We start from the raw sequence: 20,183 nt of genomic DNA on the forward strand, positions 1-20,183 counted from the left end.
GCTATCATTTGCAATTAAAAAAACTAAGTAATCATCCATCCACCATCTACTAACAAATCAGTTCCTGTCATATACGATGACTCTTTAGACGCGGCAAAAGAAATGACATGAGCGATCTCCTCTGGTTTACCTACACGTTTTAATGCCGTGTTTCGTTGAATCGCTTCTTCAAATCGTCGATTTTTTAATCCTTCTTCCGTTAGCGGTGTTTCTGCAAATCCTGGCGATACTGAATTAACACGTATTCCATATTGAGCAAACTCAACGGCCAGTGATTTTGTGAAATTAATAACTGCTGCTTTAGATGAGCTGTAATGAGGAATCATAGCTCCTGCTTTATGACCGGATAGGGAAGCTACATTTACAATCGAAAGATCTTTTTTTTCCTCTTCTTGTTCACTGCTTTCTATCATGATCTTACCAAGTATTTTCGATACGAGAAAGACACTTTTTAAATTCGTCTCTTGAATTCGGTCCCATTCACTTGTTTCCATCTCTAATATTGTCGATTTTCCTGAAGCTCCGGCATTATTTACTAAAACATGAAGCTCTCCGTAATTTTGTTGAATGAAGCGTCCTAGGTCTTCGATATCCTGTTCATTTGTTACGTCCGCAGTAAAAATCTCTGCCGTAGGCTCCTTTAAGGAAGCATTGATTTGGTCAGCAACTTTCTCTAGCTTAGAAGACGTACGGCCAACCAAGATCACTCTTGCCCCTTCATGCGCCAGTTGAATGGCTGTCTGTTTACCTATACCGCTACCTGCTCCTGTTACCACTGCTATAGAATCTGCGAATCGATTCAACATTACCACTACCTTTTCTATTCATAGTTTCAGAAACTTGGAAACCTTTATTTTAATTTGGAACAAGTTGATTTTCTAAGATTTGTCTAACCGCTGATGGAATCGGTTCGCTTTTTTGCTCTTCATAGTTAAAGCAAACAATAGCTGCTTCTGCTTCAGCAATTAGCACTCCCGATTCCTGTGCTTTTATGTCATGGTTAAAACGAAAGCTTTTCGTACCTATCTTTGATACCCATGTGGAAATTATTAATTTTTGGTTGAAGTAGGCTTGACTCAAAAAATCACACTTTGTCGAAGCTATAATAAATCTACCGAACGTTTCATAATCACCTAATATGTCTTGAAAGAACTTTCCACGGGCTTCCTCTAAATAAATGAAGTAACTCGTATTGTTTACATGTCCAGCGGCATCTGTTTCACAAAACCTTACATTCGTGTCTATCTCATGTTTCATAATGATTACCCCCTAATTCATTCGACTAATTAGTCTTTCAATCCTTCATTAATGAGTTATTTTTTGTTTATACCGTTTAAAATCATTTCAAGATATATATTGGTAAGTTCTTCATCTGAAACGTCGCCTTCAGGATTGAACCAATAATAACTCCAATTTGCCACACCGAGAATGCCACGGGTGATCATATCAGTATTTAGGTCCTCTTGGAAGCATCCTTTACGTACCCCTTCTTCTACAATTCCTTGTACATTTTTTCGAAAGAGATCCCGCTTTTCCATATTTTGCTCAAGGTACTCAGGAGCAAGGTTGCGCATTTCTCTAAAAAATATCCTAGCACTTTTTCTTCGATTTCTAATGCTGTGAATAAGCATAAACACCGTATCGTGTAGTTTGTTTCTACTATCTCTAGAGGTGTCATTAATAATTTCATCTTGCTGACTTAACAGATAGCCAATATAGTTGAGATGAATATCTCTAAGCAATTCTTGTTTACTTTTGAAGTAATAATAAAATGTACCCTTAGTTACCTTGATCTCTCCGGCTATATCTTGAACGGAAGTTTCCGTAAACCCCTTTTCATCGAATAAATGTATGCTTGCATCAATTAGTTTTTGTTTCATGTTAGATAATCCTCTCACTTAAGTATGGTATATAGTAAAACTTCATTTAGTAGGAATCTTGATTGTTTGCCCACTGCATGTTGTTGTACCAATCGGGCTTTGCCGAGAAGCTTCCTCCTTTCCTTTATCATTAAGAGAACCCTCTCGTTAACCGCGATAAAATTATATCATACCTAAATCACAATCTATTGGTTATCCTGCTTAAAAACTTCTAGTTTCACAAACAAGACTGATAGTTTTAAGCACGTTCAATAATGGTAGCAATCCCTTGGCCACCACCGATGCAAGCCGTGATAAGTGCGTATTTTCCACCGGATCGTTTAAGTTCATAAATAGCTTTCGTTGTTAAAATTGCACCGGTAGCACCGAGCGGGTGACCATGAGCGATGGCACCACCATTCACGTTTACCTTCTCCATATTCATTTCTAGTTCTCTGTTACAGGCAAGCACTTGCCCCGCAAAAGCCTCATTAATTTCTATAATGTCCATATCATCTAGCGTCAATCCTGCTTTTTCTAGTGCCTTTCTTGTCGCAGGTACGGGTCCAATTCCCATAATATTCGGATCAACCCCTGCCACGGCACTAGCGCGAACCGTCGCTAAAGGGGAAACGCCAAGTTCTTCTGATTTCTCTCGAGACATCAAAAGCAGGGCTGAGGCTGCATCATTTAAACCTGAACTATTTCCTGCTGTTACTGTCCCATCCTCAAGAAAAGCTGCCCGTAATTTAGATAAGGCTTCCATCGTAGTTTGTGGACGAGGATGCTCATCCGTTTTAAATTTCATCGGATCGCTTCTTCGAACGGGCACACTCACAGGTACAATTTGCTCTTCAAACCGCCCTTCTTCCATGGCAGTTGCCATCCTTTGCTGGCTTTGGTAAGCAAATTCATCTTGTTCCTGTCTAGCAATCTGGTACTTTTCCGATAGATTTTCAGCAGTAATTCCCATTGGCGGATCACCTATTTCATCAGGTGATAGTTGAGACTTTCTAAATTTAGGAGGCATAGGACTATAGGCTTTTTCAGGGCGATCCATTAAGTACGGAGCTCGACTCATACTTTCCGTACCACCTGCTACATAGACATCCCCGCCCCCTGACTGAATCGCCTGGGTTGCTAGATTTACAGCATTTAATCCTGATCCACATTGACGATCGATAGTTAAACCAGGCAGATTAATAGAAAGTCCTGTTTGAAGGGCTGATAATCGAGCAATATTCCCTCCACCGCTAAGAACATTTCCGAAAATAACATCTTCAATCAAGTCTGGTGAAATTTGGGCGCGTTTTACTGATTCTTTTATAACTTCTGCTCCTAAAACATGGGCAGGTATTGTTGCTAATGTTCCACCTTGTCGGCCAATTGCTGTACGTACGGCAGATACGATCACTGCATCTCTTTTCATTTATAATTCACTCCTTACTATGAATAATCGGTAATTACATAGCATGTGAACCACCATCCACAACCATCACATCACCTGTAATATAATCAGACGCCGGTGATGCCAAAAACACTGCAGCACCTTTTAAGTCATTCTCAGTCCCAAACTTTCTTAACGGAGTACCTTTAAGAAAAGCTTCTTCACCTTTTTCAATTAATGCTTTTGACATTTTAGTAGGGAAGAATCCTGGAGCAATGGCATTCACATAAATACCTCTTGGTCCCCATTTAACGGCTAAATCTTTTGTAAAAGTAATCACCGCCCCTTTACTTGAATTGTAGCCAATCGTGTCCATGTACTCTGGATTAGAACCTTTAAGCCCTGCCACGGAAGCAATATTTATGATCTTCCCTGACTCTTGCTTAAGCATGACTTTTCCTACGGCTTGGGACATCAAAAAGGTACCTGTCACGTTGACATTCATAACCTTCTGCCACGCTTCTAGCGGCATATCCTCTACAGGAGCTCCCCAAGTTGCTCCACTATTATTTACTAGAATATCAATACTGCCGAATCGTTCCACGGTCTTATCAACCACATGTTGAATATCATCTGGATTTGTAATGTCACATTTAAAGGCAATTGACTCCACGCCGAGCTTGGTCAAACTTTCGCTTACTTCCTGACATGCTTCTTCTTTCCTTGAGCAAACGACAACGTTTGCTCCTGACTCGGCATATCCTTCAGCAATCTGTTTACCTAACCCTCTGCCTCCACCAGTTACTATTGCAGTTTTCCCCGAAAGATCAAACAGTTTCTGAATATGCATGAACATTCCCTCCCATTACTGGTGTTTCCTTAACTCATATTTCGCGACCGCTCTACGATGAACTTCATCTGGTCCATCAGCTAGCCTAAGTGTTCGTATATTTGCCCATTTGGCTGCTAGTGAGAAATCATTACTGACGCCAGCAGCTCCAAACGCTTGAATTGCACGATCGATTACTTTCAATGCCATGTTTGGTGCAACCACCTTAATCATGGCAATTTCCGCTTTTGCTTCTTTATTACCAACGGTATCCATCATATAAGCAGCTTTAAGTGTTAGTAATCTCGCTTGATCGATCTCAATTCTGGAATCTGCAATCCATTCTCTAATAACACCCTGTTCTGCAAGTTTCTTACCAAAAGCTTCTCTTTCACTTACACGCTTGCACATATCTTCTAAAGCTTGTTCGGCTGCACCAATTGTTCTCATGCAATGATGAATTCTCCCTGGTCCTAGCCTTCCTTGTGCAATAGCAAAGCCTTTTCCTTCCCCCCATAAGAGGTTTTCTGCAGGAACACGAACATTGTTATATTCAATTTCGGCATGGCCATGAGGCGCATGATCATAACCAAAAACCGGAAGAGTCCGCTTCATATGGACCCCTTCTGTATCAAGAGGAACAAGAATCATCGATTGCTGCTCATGTTTCGGTGCATTTGGATCACTTTTCCCCATAACGATGGCAATTTCACAGCGAGGGTCTCCTGCTCCTGACGACCACCATTTTGTTCCATTGATGACATAGTCATTGCCGTCTCTTACAATGCTCGTATTAATATTCGTCGCATCTGATGAAGCAACATCAGGTTCTGTCATCGAAAAACAAGAACGGATTTTGCCATTCAGTAGCGGGTCCAGCCATTTCTCTTTTTGCTCCTTTGAACCGTAACGCACTAGCACCTCCATGTTCCCTGTATCAGGGGCAGCACAATTAAATACTTCAGGAGCAATACTTGATCGCCCCATAATTTCACATAATGGCGCGTATTCTATGTTAGTCAATCCAGCTCCGTACTCACTTTCTGGTAAAAATAAATTCCATAAACCCTTCTCTTTCGCTTTTTCTTTTAACTCTTCTATAATGGGCGGGACATAAGTGAATCGTTCTGCCTTACTGAGCTGTTCTTCATATAACGACTCATTAGGATAAATGAATTCATCCATAAAATCATTCAGCTTCTTCTGCAACTCTTGGACTTTCTCCGTATACTCAAAGTTCATACAGCAAGGACCTCCTATAATGGACCAATCATTTATGGTATGTAGAATGCTTTAAACTTTACAAAGCACCACATTGCCTTTGATAACTTCTCTTCCCTCTTGATTCGTCGCATTTACTTTGAATTTCATTTTTTCTTCCGTATGGTCATCTACGCTCGCATTTAGTGTAATTACATCATTCAAAAAGACCATCCCCTTGAACCTAATCGCATAATCCTCAATAAAACCTTCTTCATAATAGGGGGTGAATAATTTAGCAAGATTCCCCATCGTCCACATTCCATGAGCAATCACTCCTGGTAACCCAGCCTTTTCAGCTTCCTCATCAATCGTATGAATAGGATTATAATCACCGGATGCCCCGGCATATTTAATTAGTTCAAGCCTTGACACTGGGGGGAGAGTCACGTCTTCTAGAGACTCACCAATTTGTAAGTCATTTAGCTGTTTCAAACCATCATCTCCTTTCGAACGGCCTCTGTGATAATCACAACCTGTTCCTCTGAAAAAATGAGATTTCCCTCAAGGTCTTCTCCATATCTTTTTAATAATAAAAATCCCATATCCCCACTTTTTCCACTTCTTTCATAGTAATTCTTCACTTCAGAGAAACAGAAGATCTCTTCCCCAACAAGAAGAGGTCTCTCATAATGATAGATTTGCTCCCCGTGAATCAAACCTTTTGCGGGTAAATTAAGCTCCTCAATGGTTCCATAATCAAATACTCTTGGAAAAGTAGGAGGAGCAATATTCTCGTTATACCTTGATTTCCTCCCGGTTTCTTCACAAACAAAAATAGGATGCGAATCACCGATGGCTTCTGCAAACTTTTTCACTGCGCCTCTTTCCACAGTATTCTTCACTTTAGTAGACCGTTTACCTATGCTAGGTTTTAACACAAAAGTCACCTCCCTTTAATTATCTGACCTTAATCTTTTGGACCTCCAGCTACATACAACACTTGGCCACTCACAAAAGATGAATTCTCATCGGCATAAAAGGCCACCGCATTAGCAATATCTTCAGGTTTACCGCTCCTGCCTACAGGAATTCTGTCTACGCTTGCTTTCACTAAATCTTCGAAAGAAATCCCAATACGGGCTGCTGTTTGTTTCGTCATTTCTGTTTCTATAAATCCTGGTGCCACGGCATTAACAGTAACTCCATACCTTCCCAGTTCAATTGAAAGCGTTTTCGTAAAGCCTTGTAAACCAGCTTTTGCCGTCGCATAATTTGCTTGTCCTCGATTACCAAGAGCTGAAGTTGAAGAAATGTTGATAATGCGGCCATACTTATTTTCTACCATATATCTTTGAACCGCTCGTGCTGCATTAAAAGATCCTTTTAAGTGAACGTTCATTACCGTATCCCAGTCCGAGTCGGTCATTTTATATAACATGTTATCCCTAATAACTCCAGCGTTATTAACAAGTATATCGATTGAACCGAACTCTTCATAAGCCTCATTTACTGCAGCCTCGACTTGTTCCGCTTCTACAACATTCGCTACCTTAGTAAAAACCTCAAAACCTTTTTCTGCAAAGTCGCTTTCAGCTTCTTTTAGTGCCTCTTCATCGACATCTATAATGGCTACTTTTGCTCCTTCTTCAGCAAACCGCTGAACAATCCCCTTTCCAATCCCACGACTTCCTCCAGTGACAAATGCAACTTTACCATCAAATTTACCTGCCATATATTAGGCCTCCAATATCTATAATAAAATCAACCAATCTTTACGTGTCCCTTTAATAGATTTCTAGATATGATTAAACGTTGAATTTCATCCGTACCATCGTAAATTCTCCATAACCTTGCTTCACGATACCAGCGTTCAATTGGCAATTCCCTTGTATATCCCATCCCACCATGAATTTGTAGGACACGGTCTACCACTCGGTTTCCCATATTTGAACCATACAATTTTGCCATTGATGCAGCATGACGATTGTCTTCTCCTTGATCTAACGTAAATGCTGCATTAAGTACGAGCCATTTGGCAGCCTCAATTTCTACGGCTGAATCTGCTATTTGCCATTGAATAGCCTGTCTAGTAGAAATAGGTTTGCCAAACGTTTCTCGCTCATTCGCATAATCTACAGCCATTTTTAGTAGCCTTTCTGCAGCTCCTACAGCACGTGCACCTACAATCCACCTTGCAAAGCCGATCCATTCAAGTCCAAGGTCATATCCACCATTTACTTTACCTAAAATGTTTCTTTCGGGAACGCTTACATTATCAAAAACGAGTGCGGCAGGTCCCCATTCACCCATTGTATGGATATATTCAGACTTCCATCCCATTGATCGGTCAACAATGAAGCATGTCACCCCTTCGCGACCTGCCGAAGATTCATGTAGTTCTTTATCTGTGATGGCAACGACCATAACAAAGTCAGCTTCGTTTCCACCCGTGATAAAGGTTTTCTCTCCATTTAAAACCCATTCATCACCATCTTTCACAGCCGTCATTTTAATGTTTCTCGTATCAGATCCTGCTCCAGGCTCCGTCATCGCAAAGCATGACTTTTTCTCACCATTAATTGTAGGTAACAGATAGTTTTTCTTTTGTTCCTCATTTCCATAATACAAGATATTATCAGCTGAACCACCGAACTGAAACGGTACAAATGTCTTGGCCACTTCGATTTGAACGATTGCTAACATCATTTGACCTAAATCAGCCCCACCATATTCTTCTGGCGTGTTAATTCCCCAGAAACCTGCTTCCTTCGCTTTTAACTGTAGTTCTTTCAATTTACCTTCAGGAAGACTTGGCTTTCCTTCTCTTTCATTTCTTAATACTTCATTTTCTAATGGAACTAATTCTTTTTCTACAAATTTTCGGATGGTTTTCTGAACCATTTGTTGTTCATCAGTTAGACGTAAATGCATACAACTATCTCCATTCTTTTTAAGATTTTCCCAGATAGCTTTCTTGTCGATCAATTGACTCCAACAACATACCAACTGGTTAGTATGTATATTACCATAATATTTCAAAATTTCAGAAAAAACAACCATTATTTTTCTCTGATTTTGTCGTTTACTGGCAGAGAACGCTTCTATTAAAGAGTCAATTATCTATAGTGAATTTGAGAAACAACATCTGGTTCCGTCGTTTGCATCATCAATGAATATAGGGAATTGTTTGCTGAAATGTTTGAATTAGCAACAAATATGGTTGAAATACTTATCAAAATGAAGGAATTATTCATAAATCCGGACGAATTCATTAGTTAATCCGTCGCCAGACACCGGTATTACTCCCATACAATGAAAGAGATCCAGTTCTTAAGGCAGTGAAGACAACAAAAACCACCGGCAGAGTACTACCCTAAGCCGGTGGTTTTTGTTGTACATATGTTAAAGATCTTATATAGTTCTTTTATTACCATTCAGCAATACTTTGGTCTTTATGTCTCCATACTGGATTTTTCCAATTATGACCTTCTTTAGCTCGTTTGCGAACATACTCTTCGTCGATTTCTATGCCTAGACCCGGGCCTTCTGGGAATTTCACATGTCCATCTTCGTAATCAAACACACTTCTATCTTTCACATAATCAAGTAGATCATTTTCTTTATTATAGTGGATACCTAAACTTTGTTCTTGAATGATTGCATTGTGTGATGTCGCATCAACGTGCAAGCAAGAGGCCAAGGCTATTGGACCTAAAGGACAATGAGGTGCAACAGCTACATCATAGGCTTCAGCCATAGTAGCAATTTTTTTAGTCTCCGTAATACCTCCCGCATGGGAAAGATCAGGTTGAATAATATCAACATATCCATCTGACAATAGAGATTTAAAATCCCATCTTGAGTACATTCTTTCGCCCGTTGCTATCGGAATATGTGTGTGATTTGCAATTTCTCTTAACGCCTCATTATTTTCTGATAGGACGGGTTCCTCGATAAACATTGGACGATAAGGCTCTAATTCTTTAGCGAGAACTTTAGCCATTGGTTTATGTACTCTTCCATGAAAATCAATTCCAATCCCGATATCAGGTCCGACACTCTCTCTTACACTAGCTACACGTTCAACGGCTTGATCAATTTTTCCATAAGAATCTATATATTGAAGCTCTTCAGTTCCGTTCATCTTAATAGCAGAAAACCCTGTAGAAACAGCTTCTTCCGCTGCTTTCCCTACGTCCGATGGTCTGTCGCCGCCTATCCATGAATAAACTTTAATAGAATCACGACACGCCCCGCCTAGAAGTTGATAAATTGGAGCATTAAAATATTTACCTTTAATATCCCATAAAGCCTGGTCTATACCAGCTAAGGCACTCATTAGAATAGGACCGCCTCTGTAAAAGCCAGACCGATACATCGTATTCCAATGATCTTCTATGCGCATAGGATCTTTCCCAACTAAATACTCCATAAGTTCTTCGACTGCAGCTTTGACCGTATGGGCTCGCCCTTCTATAACTGGTTCCCCCCACCCAGTAATTCCTTCACTTGTTTCTATTTTTAAAAATAGCCATCTAGGTGGTACTTGAAATAGTTCATAACTAATTATTTTCATTTTGAGTCAACTCCTTCCACAAAATAGGTTTCGCCTATCTCTTGCGCTCCATAAACCGTAGCCAGTTCTACTTGTTCATCCGTAGAGTTTATAATTTTCCAGGATTGATTAAAATGAGTGATAAGATGGTAAAATGCCCCTCTTAATGGATCAGATCCGCCTATAACGATCCATTCCACCTGTTCTTCTTTTAACATTTGCATAAGTGCTTCTATGTCATAATATAGAACAGATCCAGCATAATAATTGGCTCTTTCGTTAGCACTTAATTCTGAGAAAAGTTGAAGGAGCCTTATATGATATAAGCTTCTCGTTACGCCTACTTCGCGAGCAGCATTATATCCCTTTACTAAATAACTTGGATCAACACTTTCAATGAGTCCTTCATCTAATGAATCTGAAATAATCGTCTGATCTCTTACTGCTTTTAGCATTTCTCCACCAAGCGTTGACCGACAACTTAATAGTTCTTTATTTTCTCCTACTAAAACAAACTTTGTATGAGAGCCTGGTAAAACCATTAAACCTTTTCCTATTGGCTTTAACTGTTTTAATAATCCATAAGTTTCAACTTCTTCACCTCTCATTACATCGTATTGATTAATCACACTTAGTTCATCCTCTAGTGAATCAGTGACTTTGTTCTTCATCCCTGGTACATAAAGGCAAGGAATATTAAAGAATTCTTTAGTTTCTACTCGTTGGACCGATTCTACGAAACTATCTAAACTAGCCGGAGCTTCTACATGAGGTACTTCATATATTCCTAGATTAGATGTAATCATTCCTGTAGCCACTATGTACTTTATTTGATGAGAGGATAACGAGTTATTATCAAGCAAATCATTTATACCGTTGGCTATTTCTTGTTTTAACCTATTATTACTCCCTTCTATTGCTGTATTTCTCACACCAATCTCTAGCTTGATAACATCTAAAACTTTTATATGTTTTTCATCAACTAATCGTATACGGGAGTTGGTAGTTCCCGAATCAATTAAAATTATTGCCATGTATTCACCACATTTCTCTTCATCGATTGATTACTTTGTTTCTTACTTCAATAAATTGTTTAGCTCTATTCGTTAATTCTTGATAGTTTTTATCTTTTACTAATTGGTTATTCACAAGAGAACCGCCAAGACCTATAGAATTCCAGCCCTTTTCTAAATATGACTCTACATTATCTAAAGAAACTCCTCCTACGGCCATGACTTCTAAAAATGGCATCGGTCCTTTTAAATCTTTAGCAAAATTCGGACCGAGAGAACTTACTGGAAATACTTTAATCATTTTAGCGCCATACTCGTAGGCAGCTAATGCTTCTGTAGGAGTCATTACACCAGGAATAACTGGAACACCGTAACGATTTCCCATCCTAATGGTTTCTTCACTTAACGTTGGAGCTAATAAAAAGTCTGCTCCTGCCAAAATAGCTGAGCGAGCACTTTCAGCATCAAGAACGGTACCAGCACCAATAACCAAATCCTCATAGAGATGCTTAATCTCTTTTATGCTATCCAAAGCACCTGGAGTATTTAGTGTAACTTCGATGATGCGAATACCACCTTCATACAAACTTCTCGCGATTTCCTTCACATGTTCAGTACTATCTAATCGGACAATGGCTACAATCTTCTCATCTTTTATGCGAGTCAGCGTATTACTCACGAAACCCGTCCTTTCCGCTTCTTATTAGAAATGAACAAGTCGAATTTATCTTCCCATCCATCCACCATCTACTGTAATCGTTTCACCATTTACATAATCAGAAGCATTGGAAGCTAAGAAAACAACCGCCCCAACCATGTCTTCTGGATTTCCCCAACGCCCTGCAGGAATTCTTTCTAAGATTTGACGACTTCGCTTTTCATCATTGATAAGTGCCGTATTCATCTCAGTTGCCATATAGCCTGGGGCGATAGCGTTTACATTTACATTTTTAGATGCCCATTCGTTAGATAAGGACTTCGTGAACTGGGCAACTCCCCCTTTTGAAGCTGCATATTCAGGCACAGTAAAACCGCCTTGGTAAGATAATAGTGAAGCTAAATTGATAATTTTACCTTTCCCTTGTTGCAACATTTTTCGTCCGACCGTTTGGCAAAGGAAAAATACCGCCTTCGAGTTCACCTGCATCACTAAGTCCCAATCTTCTTCGGAAAATTCTTCAGATGGAGAACGACGTTGAACCCCAGCATTGTTGACTAGAATATCTATTTTTCCTAGTTGCTTTATTACAGAATCCACAAGCTCTGGAAGATCTTTTGTTTCTGATAAATCAAATGAAAAAGTTTCACATTTCCTACCAAGATCACGAATACTCTTTGCAACTTCAGTTTCTTCTTTTGACCTTTGCACAATTGCAATGTCTGCTCCTGCCTGTGCTAGTCCATAAGCCATTGCCCCACCTAAACCACGGTTTCCTCCTGTAACTAAAGCTACTTTACCTTCCAAGTTAAATAAATTCATACTATCTCTCCTTTACCTATTTATTACAAATGCATGCACATTATATTGAATTAATCATCTGGTTGCATGAACTTTTCAACTTCTTTTAGGGCGTCGGCGGCATCATCTCCTATGCATTCAACTTGTACTTCATCACCATCATGAAGACGCAGGTTGATTAGACCAAGAAAGCTTTTCAAATTTGCCTCAATAATGCTGCCGTTCACGTTTTTCTTTAAGAGGATTTCTGAATCGTATTGCTGAATGATTTGGCTCAATTCTATAATTGTTTGTGATTCTTTAATATAAACTTTAATGGTTTTTGATACTTTTTGCTCCACTATGATCATCCTTTCAAAATTTTTTAATAAAGTCGAGCTAACTAGTCAAGAGGATTCACAAGGTAGGCTGGTCTTTCTCCAGAAAGTACTGAAGCAACATTTTTGGCTGCCTTCGTCTTCAAATCTAGCTCTGCTTCTTGAGAATACCAGGCGACATGTGGTGTGATAATCACTTGATCCATGTTACGTAATGGATGGTTATCTTCAGGAGGTTCAACAGTCATAACGTCAAGAGCAGCTCCTGAAATTTCCTTTTTATTCAATGCATCAATTAAATCGTCTTCTTCAATTAAAGGACCCCGAGCTGTATTTATAACCATGGCGTTAGGCTTCATTTTTTTAAAAGCGTCAACGTTCATCATACCTTCTGTCTGTTTATTTAATGGAGCATGAACAGAAACATAGTCAGAAACCTTCAGCAGTTCGTCAAAAGATACTAGTTTAACGCCATTGGCTTCTTTAACAAAAGGATCATAGACAACGATATCCAACCCGAACACAGCAGCCTTCGCAGCTACTTTTCTCGGAATATTACCAAAACCGACTAACCCAAGTGTTTGTTTATTTAACCGGGTAATCGGTTTTCCTTGATTAAAATCCCACTCCCCTTCTTTCACTTTTGACGAAAGAAATGGTGCTTTTCTAGATAAGGATAGTAATAGTGCCATGGTATGATCAGATACTTCATCCAGACAATAATCAGTAACATTACATACGGATATTCCTCGTTCGCTGGCGGCTTCCACATCTACCGAATCATAGCCAATTCCATACCTGGCAATTACCTGACATTGTTGCAATTCATTAATTACTCTCTTTGTAATTTGTGCGTATTGAGAAATAATTCCATCTGCGTATCTGCAGGCTTCGATGACTTCTTCTTCTGTTTTACATTGGTGAGCAACTAACTCAATCCCATGTTCTTTCATTACCTTTTCCTCAGGTTGGAGCGTATCATATTCATAATCTGTTACTATAACTCTCATGAGAAATCTCTCCTTAATTTTTTCACTTCTAAATATACATTCATTAATACCAAATGCAAACAATATAATAGGCGCACCATAATTACCTGAATTCATAAATGCGGTAGATAAAATCAAACCACTTTCTGTCGAAGAATCATAGTTTCGAACTTTCGACACTATTTTATTAATGACTAGAATGCTTATGAGCAACAAGATTGAAAATACGAGCATCATTAAATACTCACCATTAAGTTCCGCCTCATAAAACGTTTTGAAAACTAGACAAGGAAGCATAACGTATAAAGCAATTGTCGATACGGACTTAATATCAAGTTTGGCTAGTTTTTGTATAAGATACCCCGCTGCGAAGATGAGTAGCACAGGCAGTACCACTTGGATAAATACTGTCATAATTCTTTACCTTTCTGTGCAAGTTTGCTTTTTCATTTAATGTTCGTCTTCAATAGATAGTCGCTCACTTATTTAATAAACTCAAAAAGTACTAGTGAGTAGTCCAAAACCCTTCAATCACCCCCGTCTAATAATTAAACCAAAAACCCCTTGCATAAAAAGCAAGGGATTTAAGGGAGAGGGTCATTACTCATGACTAGTCACCAAAGCTGATTAGCCAAAGTGATAGTTCTGGTATAAAGGTTACCATTAGTAGCGAGAAGATCATCGCAAGGAAGTATGGAATAATCGCTTTTGATAATTGTTCAATAGATAATCCCGATATCCCCGAGGCGACAAAAAGGTTAACCCCAAGTGGCGGTGTGATAAATCCAATGGCAAGGTTAACGACCATTATGATACCAAAATGAATAGGATCATAACCAAGATTCACTGCAATTGGTAATAGAATTGGGGTCAATATTATAATTGCAGCTAACGTATCCATAAAGCAACCTACTAATAAAAGTAGAATGGTAATCAACATGATAATTACAATCTCATTCTCTGAGATAGATAATAAGAAGTTGGCAACCTGTGTTGGAATTTGTTCAATTGTCAGCAGTCGACCAAACGCCGTTGCAGAGCCAACAATAATTAAAACTGTTGCTGTTGTTAATGATGAATCTGCCAATAGTTTCGGCAGGTCTTTAATTTTAAGTTCACGATACAGGAATAGTCCTGCAATAATTCCGTAAACAACAGCAATAACCGCTGCTTCAGTCGGTGTGAAAATACCACCGTAAATACCACCGAGAATAATAATAGGAATAACCAGAGCCCATTTAGCTTCCCATAAAGTTTCCCAAATATATGATAAAGAAGTTTTGCGATCAGTACCGCGATACCCGTGCTTTTTAGAATAAACATAAGCCCAAGTCATCAATGCCAAACCGACAATTAAACCTGGGATGATTCCAGCAATAAACATGTCGCCAATGGAGGCACCACCAACAACTCCGTATATAACCATTGGAATACTTGGCGGAATAATAACACCAATGGAACCAGCAGCTGCCACGGTAGCTGTAGCAAATTTCTTGTCATACCCTTGTCTAACCATCGCTGGGATCATTATTCCACCAATAGCGGCAACAGTTGCCGGGCCTGAACCTGAAATAGCAGCGAAAAACATACAAGTCACAATAGTTGCCATCGCAAAGCCACCAGTTTTATTCCCAACGAGGGCATTTGCGAAATTGAAGAGCCTTTCAGATATGCCGCCTTTTCCCATAATTTCACCGGCAAGGATAAAGAAAGGTACGGCCATTAATGGAAACGAGTCAACAGCTGTAACTAATTCTTTCATTAGAAACGGAATCGGAATTGTTCCTGAATAAAAGATTGTAGCAAGTGTTGAAATACCGAGCGCAATACCGATCGGAACACTTAAAAGTAGGAGTAAGGCAAAGGAGCCAAATAATACTGCAGTTGTCATGTCTCATCCTCCTCTTCCTGATTCAGCAACCGGTCACGCTCGTCAGCAACATCGAGTTCTCGCTTTCCGATAAGCATTTTAAACTGTACATAAAGATTTTGTATTAAACGAATGGCAGCAAGTCCGAACCCTATCGGTGTCGCCATATAAACAGCTCCCATTGGAATGTGGAGTGCTGGAGAGTCCTGACCGAACCCGAGTAGTTGGTTAGCAATATCATATCCGTAGATTACTACGAATATCGAAAAAGCTAAGAATAATAAATTAGCTATCATGGCGAGTATAAGCTTTCCTCTGCCTTTTAATAACAGAAGCATCACGTCCACTTTAATGTGACGCTGCTTCTTAACACCGTAGCTAATGCCTATGTACACCAACCATATAAAAGCATAGCGTCCAAGTTCTTCAGACCACGACAAAGAATTCCCAGATACTCGCATAACAACTTGAAGGAATATAACACTTACCATAGTTATTGATAAGATCACGAGCAGAACTTCCTCTAACTTGCGGTCTATCGCTCTAATGATGTTCATAATAATTTCACCTCAACTGACCCTCATTTTAACTCTTTCACTCTGTAAAAATGAGAGAGGGTAGCTATGTACCCTCTCATATTCTATGAAAAATTACTCCTGTGCATCTTCGATGGCTTGGTAAACTTTTTCAACTGTTTCTTCACCAATCTTACTCTTATATTCATCGACAACTGGCTGAACAGCTTCTACCATTTCTTCACGAGCTTCTGGAGTGATTTCAGTGTAAGTCATGCCTTCATCTTGAAGTGACTGCAAGTACTTTTCATTTGCTTCACGGTTTAATTCTCGCTGATACTTACCTGCTTCTACAGCTGCATCTTTAACGATTGTTTGTTGTTCTTCACTCAAACCATCATAGAAAGATTTACTCATAAGAAATACAAATGGGCTGTAGATGTGGTGCGTGTTTGATACGTGATCTTGAGCTTCATAGAATTTTTGCAAGTAGATTGTTGCATATGGATTTTCTTGACCATCAACTGTACCTTGCTGCATAGCTGTAAATAGTTCAGTAAATGCCATTGGTGTAGGGTTTGCGCCTAATGCTTTAAAAGCATCTAAGTGTAGGTCATTTTCCATTGTACGAATTTTAAGTCCTTCAAAGTCTTCTTTAGTTGCAACAGCTCTCTCGCTATTCGTTAAATCACGGAATCCATTTTCCCAGTATGATAGACCAACCAAATCCTGACTTTCTAGCTTTTTAAGAAGATCTTGTCCAACTTCACCATCAAGTACTTGGTCTGCTACTTGCTCATTTGGAAATAAGAACGGAATATCAAATACGCTAAATTCAGGAACAAAGTTTGCTAGTGGTGCAGTAGATGGAATAGTAACTTCTTGTGTACCAAGCTGAAGTGCTTCAGTCATGGAACGGTCGTCACCTAGTTGACCACTGTGATACGTTTCAACTTTAATTGCACTATCTGTTTCTTCTTCAACAATCTCTTTAAACTTAAGTAAACCTTTATATTGTGGGTGGTCATCGTTAAGTCCAATACCAGCTTTAATTACTTTTTCTTCACCTGAAGCGCTTTCACTGTCACCATCACTAGAGTCAGAATCACTACTACTGGATTCAGAATCACCATTTCCACAAGCTGCAAGTGCTCCGATTAATAATACAAAACATAATAGCATAAATAATTTCTTCATTTGTAATTCCCCTTTTTTTAAAAAATTTATTTTTGAACGACCGCATGGCCGCCAAATTCATTCCTAAGTGCTGCAACTACTTTTCCAGAAAACGTGTCATTTTCTTGAGAACGACTACGCATCATAAGAGACATCGTAATAATAGGTGCTGCCATTTCCAGTTCTAAAGCTGTTTCAACTGTCCATTTCCCTTCACCTGATGTATTCATAACACCACGGATGTCTTCAAGTTTAGCGTCTTTAGAGAAAGCATTCTCCATTAACTCAATTAACCATGAACGAATGACAGAACCGTTATTCCATACTTTCGAAACGGCTTCATAATCAAAATCAAATGAACTCTTCTCTAAAATTTCATACCCTTCAGCGATCGATTGCATCATGCCGTATTCGATACCGTTATGAACCATTTTTAAAAAATGTCCACTACCAACGCGACCAGCATAATGGTAACCGTTTTCAACAGAAGTATCAGCAAAGAGTGATTCAATCACTTTAAATTGATCAGCGTCTCCGCCAATCATATAACATGCTCCCTGACGAGCTCCCTCTGTACCTCCGCTTGTGCCAACATCAAAGAAGAAAATATTTTTCTTCTGTAGCATTTCAGCACGCTGTAGACTTTCCTTATAATTGGAGTTACCGCCATCAATCACACGGTCACCGTCTTCAAGTAATTGGGAAAGTTCCTCAACAACTGCTTCGGTAACTTCACCAGCTGGAACCATCATCCATACAGTTCGCGGTCTCTCCAAACGATTAACGAGTGCTTTAAGATCTTCTGCAGGAATCGCTCCCTCGTTAGACATTTTTGAAATTTGTTCGGAGTTCACATCGTTCACGACGACTTGATGGTTATTATCTATGAGATTCAACCCTAGATTATAACCCATTTTTCCTAATCCAACTAACCCAACCTGCATATATCCAACCTCTCTCTCTAAGTTATATCTCGCTGAAATATTTTTTCTATAATTACGATTATACAATAATTTTTTTTTAATACAACCGCTTTCACGAAAAAAATTTTATTTCTTAAATTTCTTTGCCTTCGTTATGTTATCGTTTACAATTAAACATAATCGTATCGAATTATAGGAGGAAAAAAAATGACCGTGGCTCCAACTAAGCATGTCATGAATCGGATTCGTTCTTCGTACAATCTATTGAGTGACAAAGAAAAATTAATAGCCGATTATATACTAGAAAATAAAGAGAACATCATTCATTCAACAATTAATCAAGTAGCTGATAATCTTATGGTCGCTGACGCAACCGTTTTCAGATTTTGTAAAAGATTAGGTTTTAAAGGATACCAGGCAATGAAGATTGCCTTAGCATCTGAAACGGTCACCGCCATTAATGATATTCATGAAACAATTAACGAGACAGATACAGACCTCGAAATTACAGAAAAAGTTTTCCAAGCGAATATTCGAGCACTCGAATCAACTCGGGAAATTCAAAGTGAAGAAACATTAGCTGAGGCAACTAGGTTCTTATTAGAAGCGGAACGTGTTTTCTTTTATGGAAGTGGTGGATCTGGAATTGTTGCGCTAGATGCGCAACACAAATTTATTCGTACCGGAATGTCAGTACATGCCTATACAGATACCCACCTGCAGTTAATGTCTGCATCTCAGCTAACTGAAAATGATTTAGCGGTAGTAATCTCCCATACAGGTTCGAACAAGGACACACTCGATGTTGTTGAAGTAGCCAAGGAAAATGGAGCGAGAACTCTTGCGGTTACCAATTTCGCTAAATCACCATTAACAAAACTTGTCGATCTTTCATTATATACTGTGGCTCAAGAAACAGAATTTCGATCAGAGGCATTGGCCTCAAGAATTGCCGGACTTACCATAATGGATTCTTTATTAGTCAATTTCAGTAAAAGCACTAAAGGTAAATCTCAACAGTCTACACAAAGAATGCGTGATGCTATTTCGAGAAGACGAATGTAACGGAGAAAAAAATTGTAGAGTTGGTGGAATTCTTATCTTTTTGGTGAAATAAATCCGAAATTTGGTTGATTTACCGAAAAAGTTGTTGGAATTAACAAGACGATAACCATTCCCCAGGGTTATTAATTAAAATTAAGAGAGGCGTCCCACTGGATGTCTCTTTTTTGCTTTGCAGGAGTGATTCTTATTCTTGCCTGGGTTAGTTGTATCGAACTGATTCTTGCTTAATTAAGCCAATTTTTCCATAATTGAGCCGTTTTTCAATTTAATCAGTCTAAAGCATTGAATATTAAGACAAAAGGGGAAAACGAATAAGACAACCTTAATACAGCATATCCTTTTATAAAAGGAGAGGGTATCTTTATGGAGTGGTTAACGATTGCAGGGACGACCATCATAGTTAGCTCAGTTACCTACGGGTACTATATGCTCAACCAGAAAGATAAACCAGTCATTATGGAGCTGGATAAAATAGAATCTATTTTTTCAAAGTCTGATCAATCACCTAAACAAAAAATAACTAAAATTATCGATGAAACAGAGAAAACACTAGACATTGGAATCTTCTTGTTAACGGAAAATGATTTTGTCACTCATATTTGCAAGGCAACTAAGCGTGGGGTGAATGTCAGAATGATCACTGATAGAAAACAAACCTCTGAACTTTCCAAACAGACAGCTAATGTTCAAAAGTTAATTGAATCAGGGGTTCCTGTAAAAGTGAATCAACATGATGGTAATATGCATCTTAAAGTTATGATTAGTGATAAAAAGCTCACAACCTCAGGTTCTTATAACTTTACTTATTCAGCTGAAGAGAAAAATGATGAAGTTCTTGTTGTGATTAAAAGCAAAAAGATGGGGGAAGAGTGGACTGATAAATTTAATCAGATGTGGAAGGACAGTTCGGAATATAACCCAAGTCGAGCTGATGAAAAATTAGCGTAAAGTTTTTTAAGTTGTACTTGATAGGAGTAAGCAGGTACCTACTTTTAAACTCACGTCTCTGAGGTTTCGCTCAGA

22 protein-coding genes are annotated in these 20,183 nt (G+C 38.9%); 2 read left to right on the forward strand and 20 right to left on the reverse strand.

Translation table 11 applies throughout. The annotated features are described in order from the left end of the window. Nucleotides 1-23: 23 nt before the first annotated feature. From ACFQIC_RS09830 to gnd, 20 genes are all read right to left on the reverse strand, one after another. Nucleotides 24-806 (reverse strand): SDR family NAD(P)-dependent oxidoreductase, encoded by a 783-nt coding sequence (locus ACFQIC_RS09830; protein WP_204708085.1) that lies wholly within the window; start codon nucleotides 804-806, stop codon nucleotides 24-26. 49 nt (nucleotides 807-855) lie between these two features. Further along, complete coding sequence (locus tag ACFQIC_RS09835; RefSeq protein WP_204708086.1) at nucleotides 856-1,257, reverse strand: acyl-CoA thioesterase; 402 nt, start codon at nucleotides 1,255-1,257, stop codon at nucleotides 856-858. Between the two features lie 56 nt (nucleotides 1,258-1,313). Next, on the reverse strand, nucleotides 1,314-1,880 hold the full coding sequence (locus ACFQIC_RS09840) for a TetR/AcrR family transcriptional regulator (RefSeq protein ID WP_204708087.1): 567 nt from the start codon (nucleotides 1,878-1,880) through the stop codon (nucleotides 1,314-1,316). A 238-nt stretch (nucleotides 1,881-2,118) separates the two neighbouring features. Continuing rightward, nucleotides 2,119-3,288, reverse strand: a complete 1,170-nt coding sequence (locus ACFQIC_RS09845; RefSeq protein WP_204708088.1) for a thiolase family protein — start codon at nucleotides 3,286-3,288, stop codon at nucleotides 2,119-2,121. A gap of 34 nt (nucleotides 3,289-3,322) precedes the next feature. After that, nucleotides 3,323-4,096, reverse strand: a complete 774-nt coding sequence (locus tag ACFQIC_RS09850; protein WP_204708089.1) for an SDR family oxidoreductase — start codon at nucleotides 4,094-4,096, stop codon at nucleotides 3,323-3,325. Nucleotides 4,097-4,111: 15 nt separating this feature from the next. Then, on the reverse strand, nucleotides 4,112-5,317 hold the full coding sequence (locus ACFQIC_RS09855) for an acyl-CoA dehydrogenase family protein (protein WP_204708090.1): 1,206 nt from the start codon (nucleotides 5,315-5,317) through the stop codon (nucleotides 4,112-4,114). A 51-nt stretch (nucleotides 5,318-5,368) separates the two neighbouring features. Then, nucleotides 5,369-5,770 (reverse strand): MaoC/PaaZ C-terminal domain-containing protein, encoded by a 402-nt coding sequence (locus tag ACFQIC_RS09860; protein ID WP_204708091.1) that lies wholly within the window; start codon nucleotides 5,768-5,770, stop codon nucleotides 5,369-5,371. Then, nucleotides 5,767-6,216: a MaoC family dehydratase N-terminal domain-containing protein gene (locus ACFQIC_RS09865; protein WP_204708092.1), complete on the reverse strand. Its 450-nt coding sequence runs from the start codon at nucleotides 6,214-6,216 to the stop codon at nucleotides 5,767-5,769. The genes ACFQIC_RS09860 and ACFQIC_RS09865 overlap by 4 nt, the downstream gene beginning before the upstream one ends. A 29-nt stretch (nucleotides 6,217-6,245) precedes the next feature. Further along, nucleotides 6,246-7,010 carry a 3-oxoacyl-ACP reductase FabG gene (gene fabG / locus ACFQIC_RS09870; RefSeq protein ID WP_204708093.1) on the reverse strand — a complete coding sequence of 255 codons (765 nt, stop codon included), beginning with the start codon at nucleotides 7,008-7,010 and terminating at the stop codon, nucleotides 6,246-6,248. 29 nt (nucleotides 7,011-7,039) lie between these two features. After that, on the reverse strand, nucleotides 7,040-8,209 hold the full coding sequence (locus tag ACFQIC_RS09875) for an acyl-CoA dehydrogenase family protein (RefSeq protein WP_204708094.1): 1,170 nt from the start codon (nucleotides 8,207-8,209) through the stop codon (nucleotides 7,040-7,042). A gap of 496 nt (nucleotides 8,210-8,705) precedes the next feature. Further along, on the reverse strand, nucleotides 8,706-9,854 hold the full coding sequence (gene dgoD, locus ACFQIC_RS09880) for a galactonate dehydratase (RefSeq protein ID WP_204708095.1): 1,149 nt from the start codon (nucleotides 9,852-9,854) through the stop codon (nucleotides 8,706-8,708). After that, complete coding sequence (locus tag ACFQIC_RS09885) at nucleotides 9,851-10,867, reverse strand: 2-dehydro-3-deoxygalactonokinase (RefSeq protein WP_204708096.1); 1,017 nt, start codon at nucleotides 10,865-10,867, stop codon at nucleotides 9,851-9,853. Before ACFQIC_RS09885 ends, dgoD begins: the two co-directional genes overlap by 4 nt. A 19-nt stretch (nucleotides 10,868-10,886) precedes the next feature. Then, a complete protein-coding gene (locus ACFQIC_RS09890) occupies nucleotides 10,887-11,525 on the reverse strand; it encodes a bifunctional 4-hydroxy-2-oxoglutarate aldolase/2-dehydro-3-deoxy-phosphogluconate aldolase (protein ID WP_204708097.1) in 639 nt (212 codons plus the stop codon). A gap of 45 nt (nucleotides 11,526-11,570) precedes the next feature. Next, entirely contained in the window at nucleotides 11,571-12,326 is a 756-nt protein-coding gene (kduD, locus tag ACFQIC_RS09895) for a 2-dehydro-3-deoxy-D-gluconate 5-dehydrogenase KduD (protein ID WP_204708098.1), read from the reverse strand. 50 nt (nucleotides 12,327-12,376) lie between these two features. Beyond that, on the reverse strand, nucleotides 12,377-12,646 hold the full coding sequence (locus tag ACFQIC_RS09900; protein ID WP_204708099.1) for an HPr family phosphocarrier protein: 270 nt from the start codon (nucleotides 12,644-12,646) through the stop codon (nucleotides 12,377-12,379). 41 nt (nucleotides 12,647-12,687) lie between these two features. Next, nucleotides 12,688-14,025 carry an NAD(P)-dependent oxidoreductase gene (locus ACFQIC_RS09905; RefSeq protein WP_204708100.1) on the reverse strand — a complete coding sequence of 446 codons (1,338 nt, stop codon included), beginning with the start codon at nucleotides 14,023-14,025 and terminating at the stop codon, nucleotides 12,688-12,690. A gap of 196 nt (nucleotides 14,026-14,221) precedes the next feature. Continuing rightward, on the reverse strand, nucleotides 14,222-15,502 hold the full coding sequence (locus tag ACFQIC_RS09910) for a TRAP transporter large permease (protein ID WP_204708101.1): 1,281 nt from the start codon (nucleotides 15,500-15,502) through the stop codon (nucleotides 14,222-14,224). Continuing rightward, nucleotides 15,499-16,038 carry a TRAP transporter small permease gene (locus ACFQIC_RS09915; protein ID WP_204708102.1) on the reverse strand — a complete coding sequence of 180 codons (540 nt, stop codon included), beginning with the start codon at nucleotides 16,036-16,038 and terminating at the stop codon, nucleotides 15,499-15,501. The genes ACFQIC_RS09910 and ACFQIC_RS09915 overlap by 4 nt, the downstream gene beginning before the upstream one ends. A gap of 93 nt (nucleotides 16,039-16,131) precedes the next feature. Further along, nucleotides 16,132-17,193 (reverse strand): TRAP transporter substrate-binding protein, encoded by a 1,062-nt coding sequence (locus ACFQIC_RS09920; RefSeq protein ID WP_204708103.1) that lies wholly within the window; start codon nucleotides 17,191-17,193, stop codon nucleotides 16,132-16,134. Between the two features lie 26 nt (nucleotides 17,194-17,219). Continuing rightward, nucleotides 17,220-18,116, reverse strand: a complete 897-nt coding sequence (gnd, locus tag ACFQIC_RS09925; protein WP_204708104.1) for a phosphogluconate dehydrogenase (NAD(+)-dependent, decarboxylating) — start codon at nucleotides 18,114-18,116, stop codon at nucleotides 17,220-17,222. Nucleotides 18,117-18,302: 186 nt separating this feature from the next. On the opposite strand from gnd, the gene ACFQIC_RS09930 reads away from it, so the two are divergent. Both ACFQIC_RS09930 and ACFQIC_RS09935 read left to right on the forward strand, forming a co-directional pair. Continuing rightward, nucleotides 18,303-19,160: a MurR/RpiR family transcriptional regulator gene (locus ACFQIC_RS09930; RefSeq protein WP_204708105.1), complete on the forward strand. Its 858-nt coding sequence runs from the start codon at nucleotides 18,303-18,305 to the stop codon at nucleotides 19,158-19,160. A 363-nt stretch (nucleotides 19,161-19,523) separates the two neighbouring features. Continuing rightward, entirely contained in the window at nucleotides 19,524-20,108 is a 585-nt protein-coding gene (locus ACFQIC_RS09935; protein WP_204708106.1) for a phospholipase D-like domain-containing protein, read from the forward strand. The last annotated feature ends 75 nt before the right edge of the window (nucleotides 20,109-20,183 follow it).

The sequence above is a fragment of the Halobacillus seohaensis genome, assembly GCF_042663045.1.
In the GTDB taxonomy this organism is placed as follows: domain Bacteria; phylum Bacillota; class Bacilli; order Bacillales; family Halobacillaceae; genus Halobacillus_A; species Halobacillus_A seohaensis.

Coding starts and splice junctions, on each gene's coding strand:
- ACFQIC_RS09905 (WP_204708100.1), bottom strand. CDS start 14,025: ATGACAGTATTTATCCAAGTGGTACTGCCTGTGCTACTCATCTTCGCA.
- fabG (WP_204708093.1), bottom strand. CDS start 7,010: ATGGCAGGTAAATTTGATGGTAAAGTTGCATTTGTCACTGGAGGAAGT.
- dgoD (WP_204708095.1), bottom strand. CDS start 9,854: ATGAAAATAATTAGTTATGAACTATTTCAAGTACCACCTAGATGGCTA.
- ACFQIC_RS09875 (WP_204708094.1), bottom strand. CDS start 8,209: ATGCATTTACGTCTAACTGATGAACAACAAATGGTTCAGAAAACCATC.
- ACFQIC_RS09920 (WP_204708103.1), bottom strand. CDS start 17,193: ATGAAGAAATTATTTATGCTATTATGTTTTGTATTATTAATCGGAGCA.
- ACFQIC_RS09910 (WP_204708101.1), bottom strand. CDS start 15,502: ATGACAACTGCAGTATTATTTGGCTCCTTTGCCTTACTCCTACTTTTA.
- ACFQIC_RS09830 (WP_204708085.1), bottom strand. CDS start 806: ATGTTGAATCGATTCGCAGATTCTATAGCAGTGGTAACAGGAGCAGGT.
- ACFQIC_RS09840 (WP_204708087.1), bottom strand. CDS start 1,880: ATGAAACAAAAACTAATTGATGCAAGCATACATTTATTCGATGAAAAG.
- ACFQIC_RS09930 (WP_204708105.1), top strand. CDS start 18,303: ATGACCGTGGCTCCAACTAAGCATGTCATGAATCGGATTCGTTCTTCG.
- ACFQIC_RS09915 (WP_204708102.1), bottom strand. CDS start 16,038: ATGAACATCATTAGAGCGATAGACCGCAAGTTAGAGGAAGTTCTGCTC.
- kduD (WP_204708098.1), bottom strand. CDS start 12,326: ATGAATTTATTTAACTTGGAAGGTAAAGTAGCTTTAGTTACAGGAGGA.
- ACFQIC_RS09835 (WP_204708086.1), bottom strand. CDS start 1,257: ATGAAACATGAGATAGACACGAATGTAAGGTTTTGTGAAACAGATGCC.
- ACFQIC_RS09845 (WP_204708088.1), bottom strand. CDS start 3,288: ATGAAAAGAGATGCAGTGATCGTATCTGCCGTACGTACAGCAATTGGC.
- ACFQIC_RS09885 (WP_204708096.1), bottom strand. CDS start 10,867: ATGGCAATAATTTTAATTGATTCGGGAACTACCAACTCCCGTATACGA.
- ACFQIC_RS09850 (WP_204708089.1), bottom strand. CDS start 4,096: ATGCATATTCAGAAACTGTTTGATCTTTCGGGGAAAACTGCAATAGTA.
- gnd (WP_204708104.1), bottom strand. CDS start 18,116: ATGCAGGTTGGGTTAGTTGGATTAGGAAAAATGGGTTATAATCTAGGG.
- ACFQIC_RS09935 (WP_204708106.1), top strand. CDS start 19,524: ATGGAGTGGTTAACGATTGCAGGGACGACCATCATAGTTAGCTCAGTT.
- ACFQIC_RS09855 (WP_204708090.1), bottom strand. CDS start 5,317: ATGAACTTTGAGTATACGGAGAAAGTCCAAGAGTTGCAGAAGAAGCTG.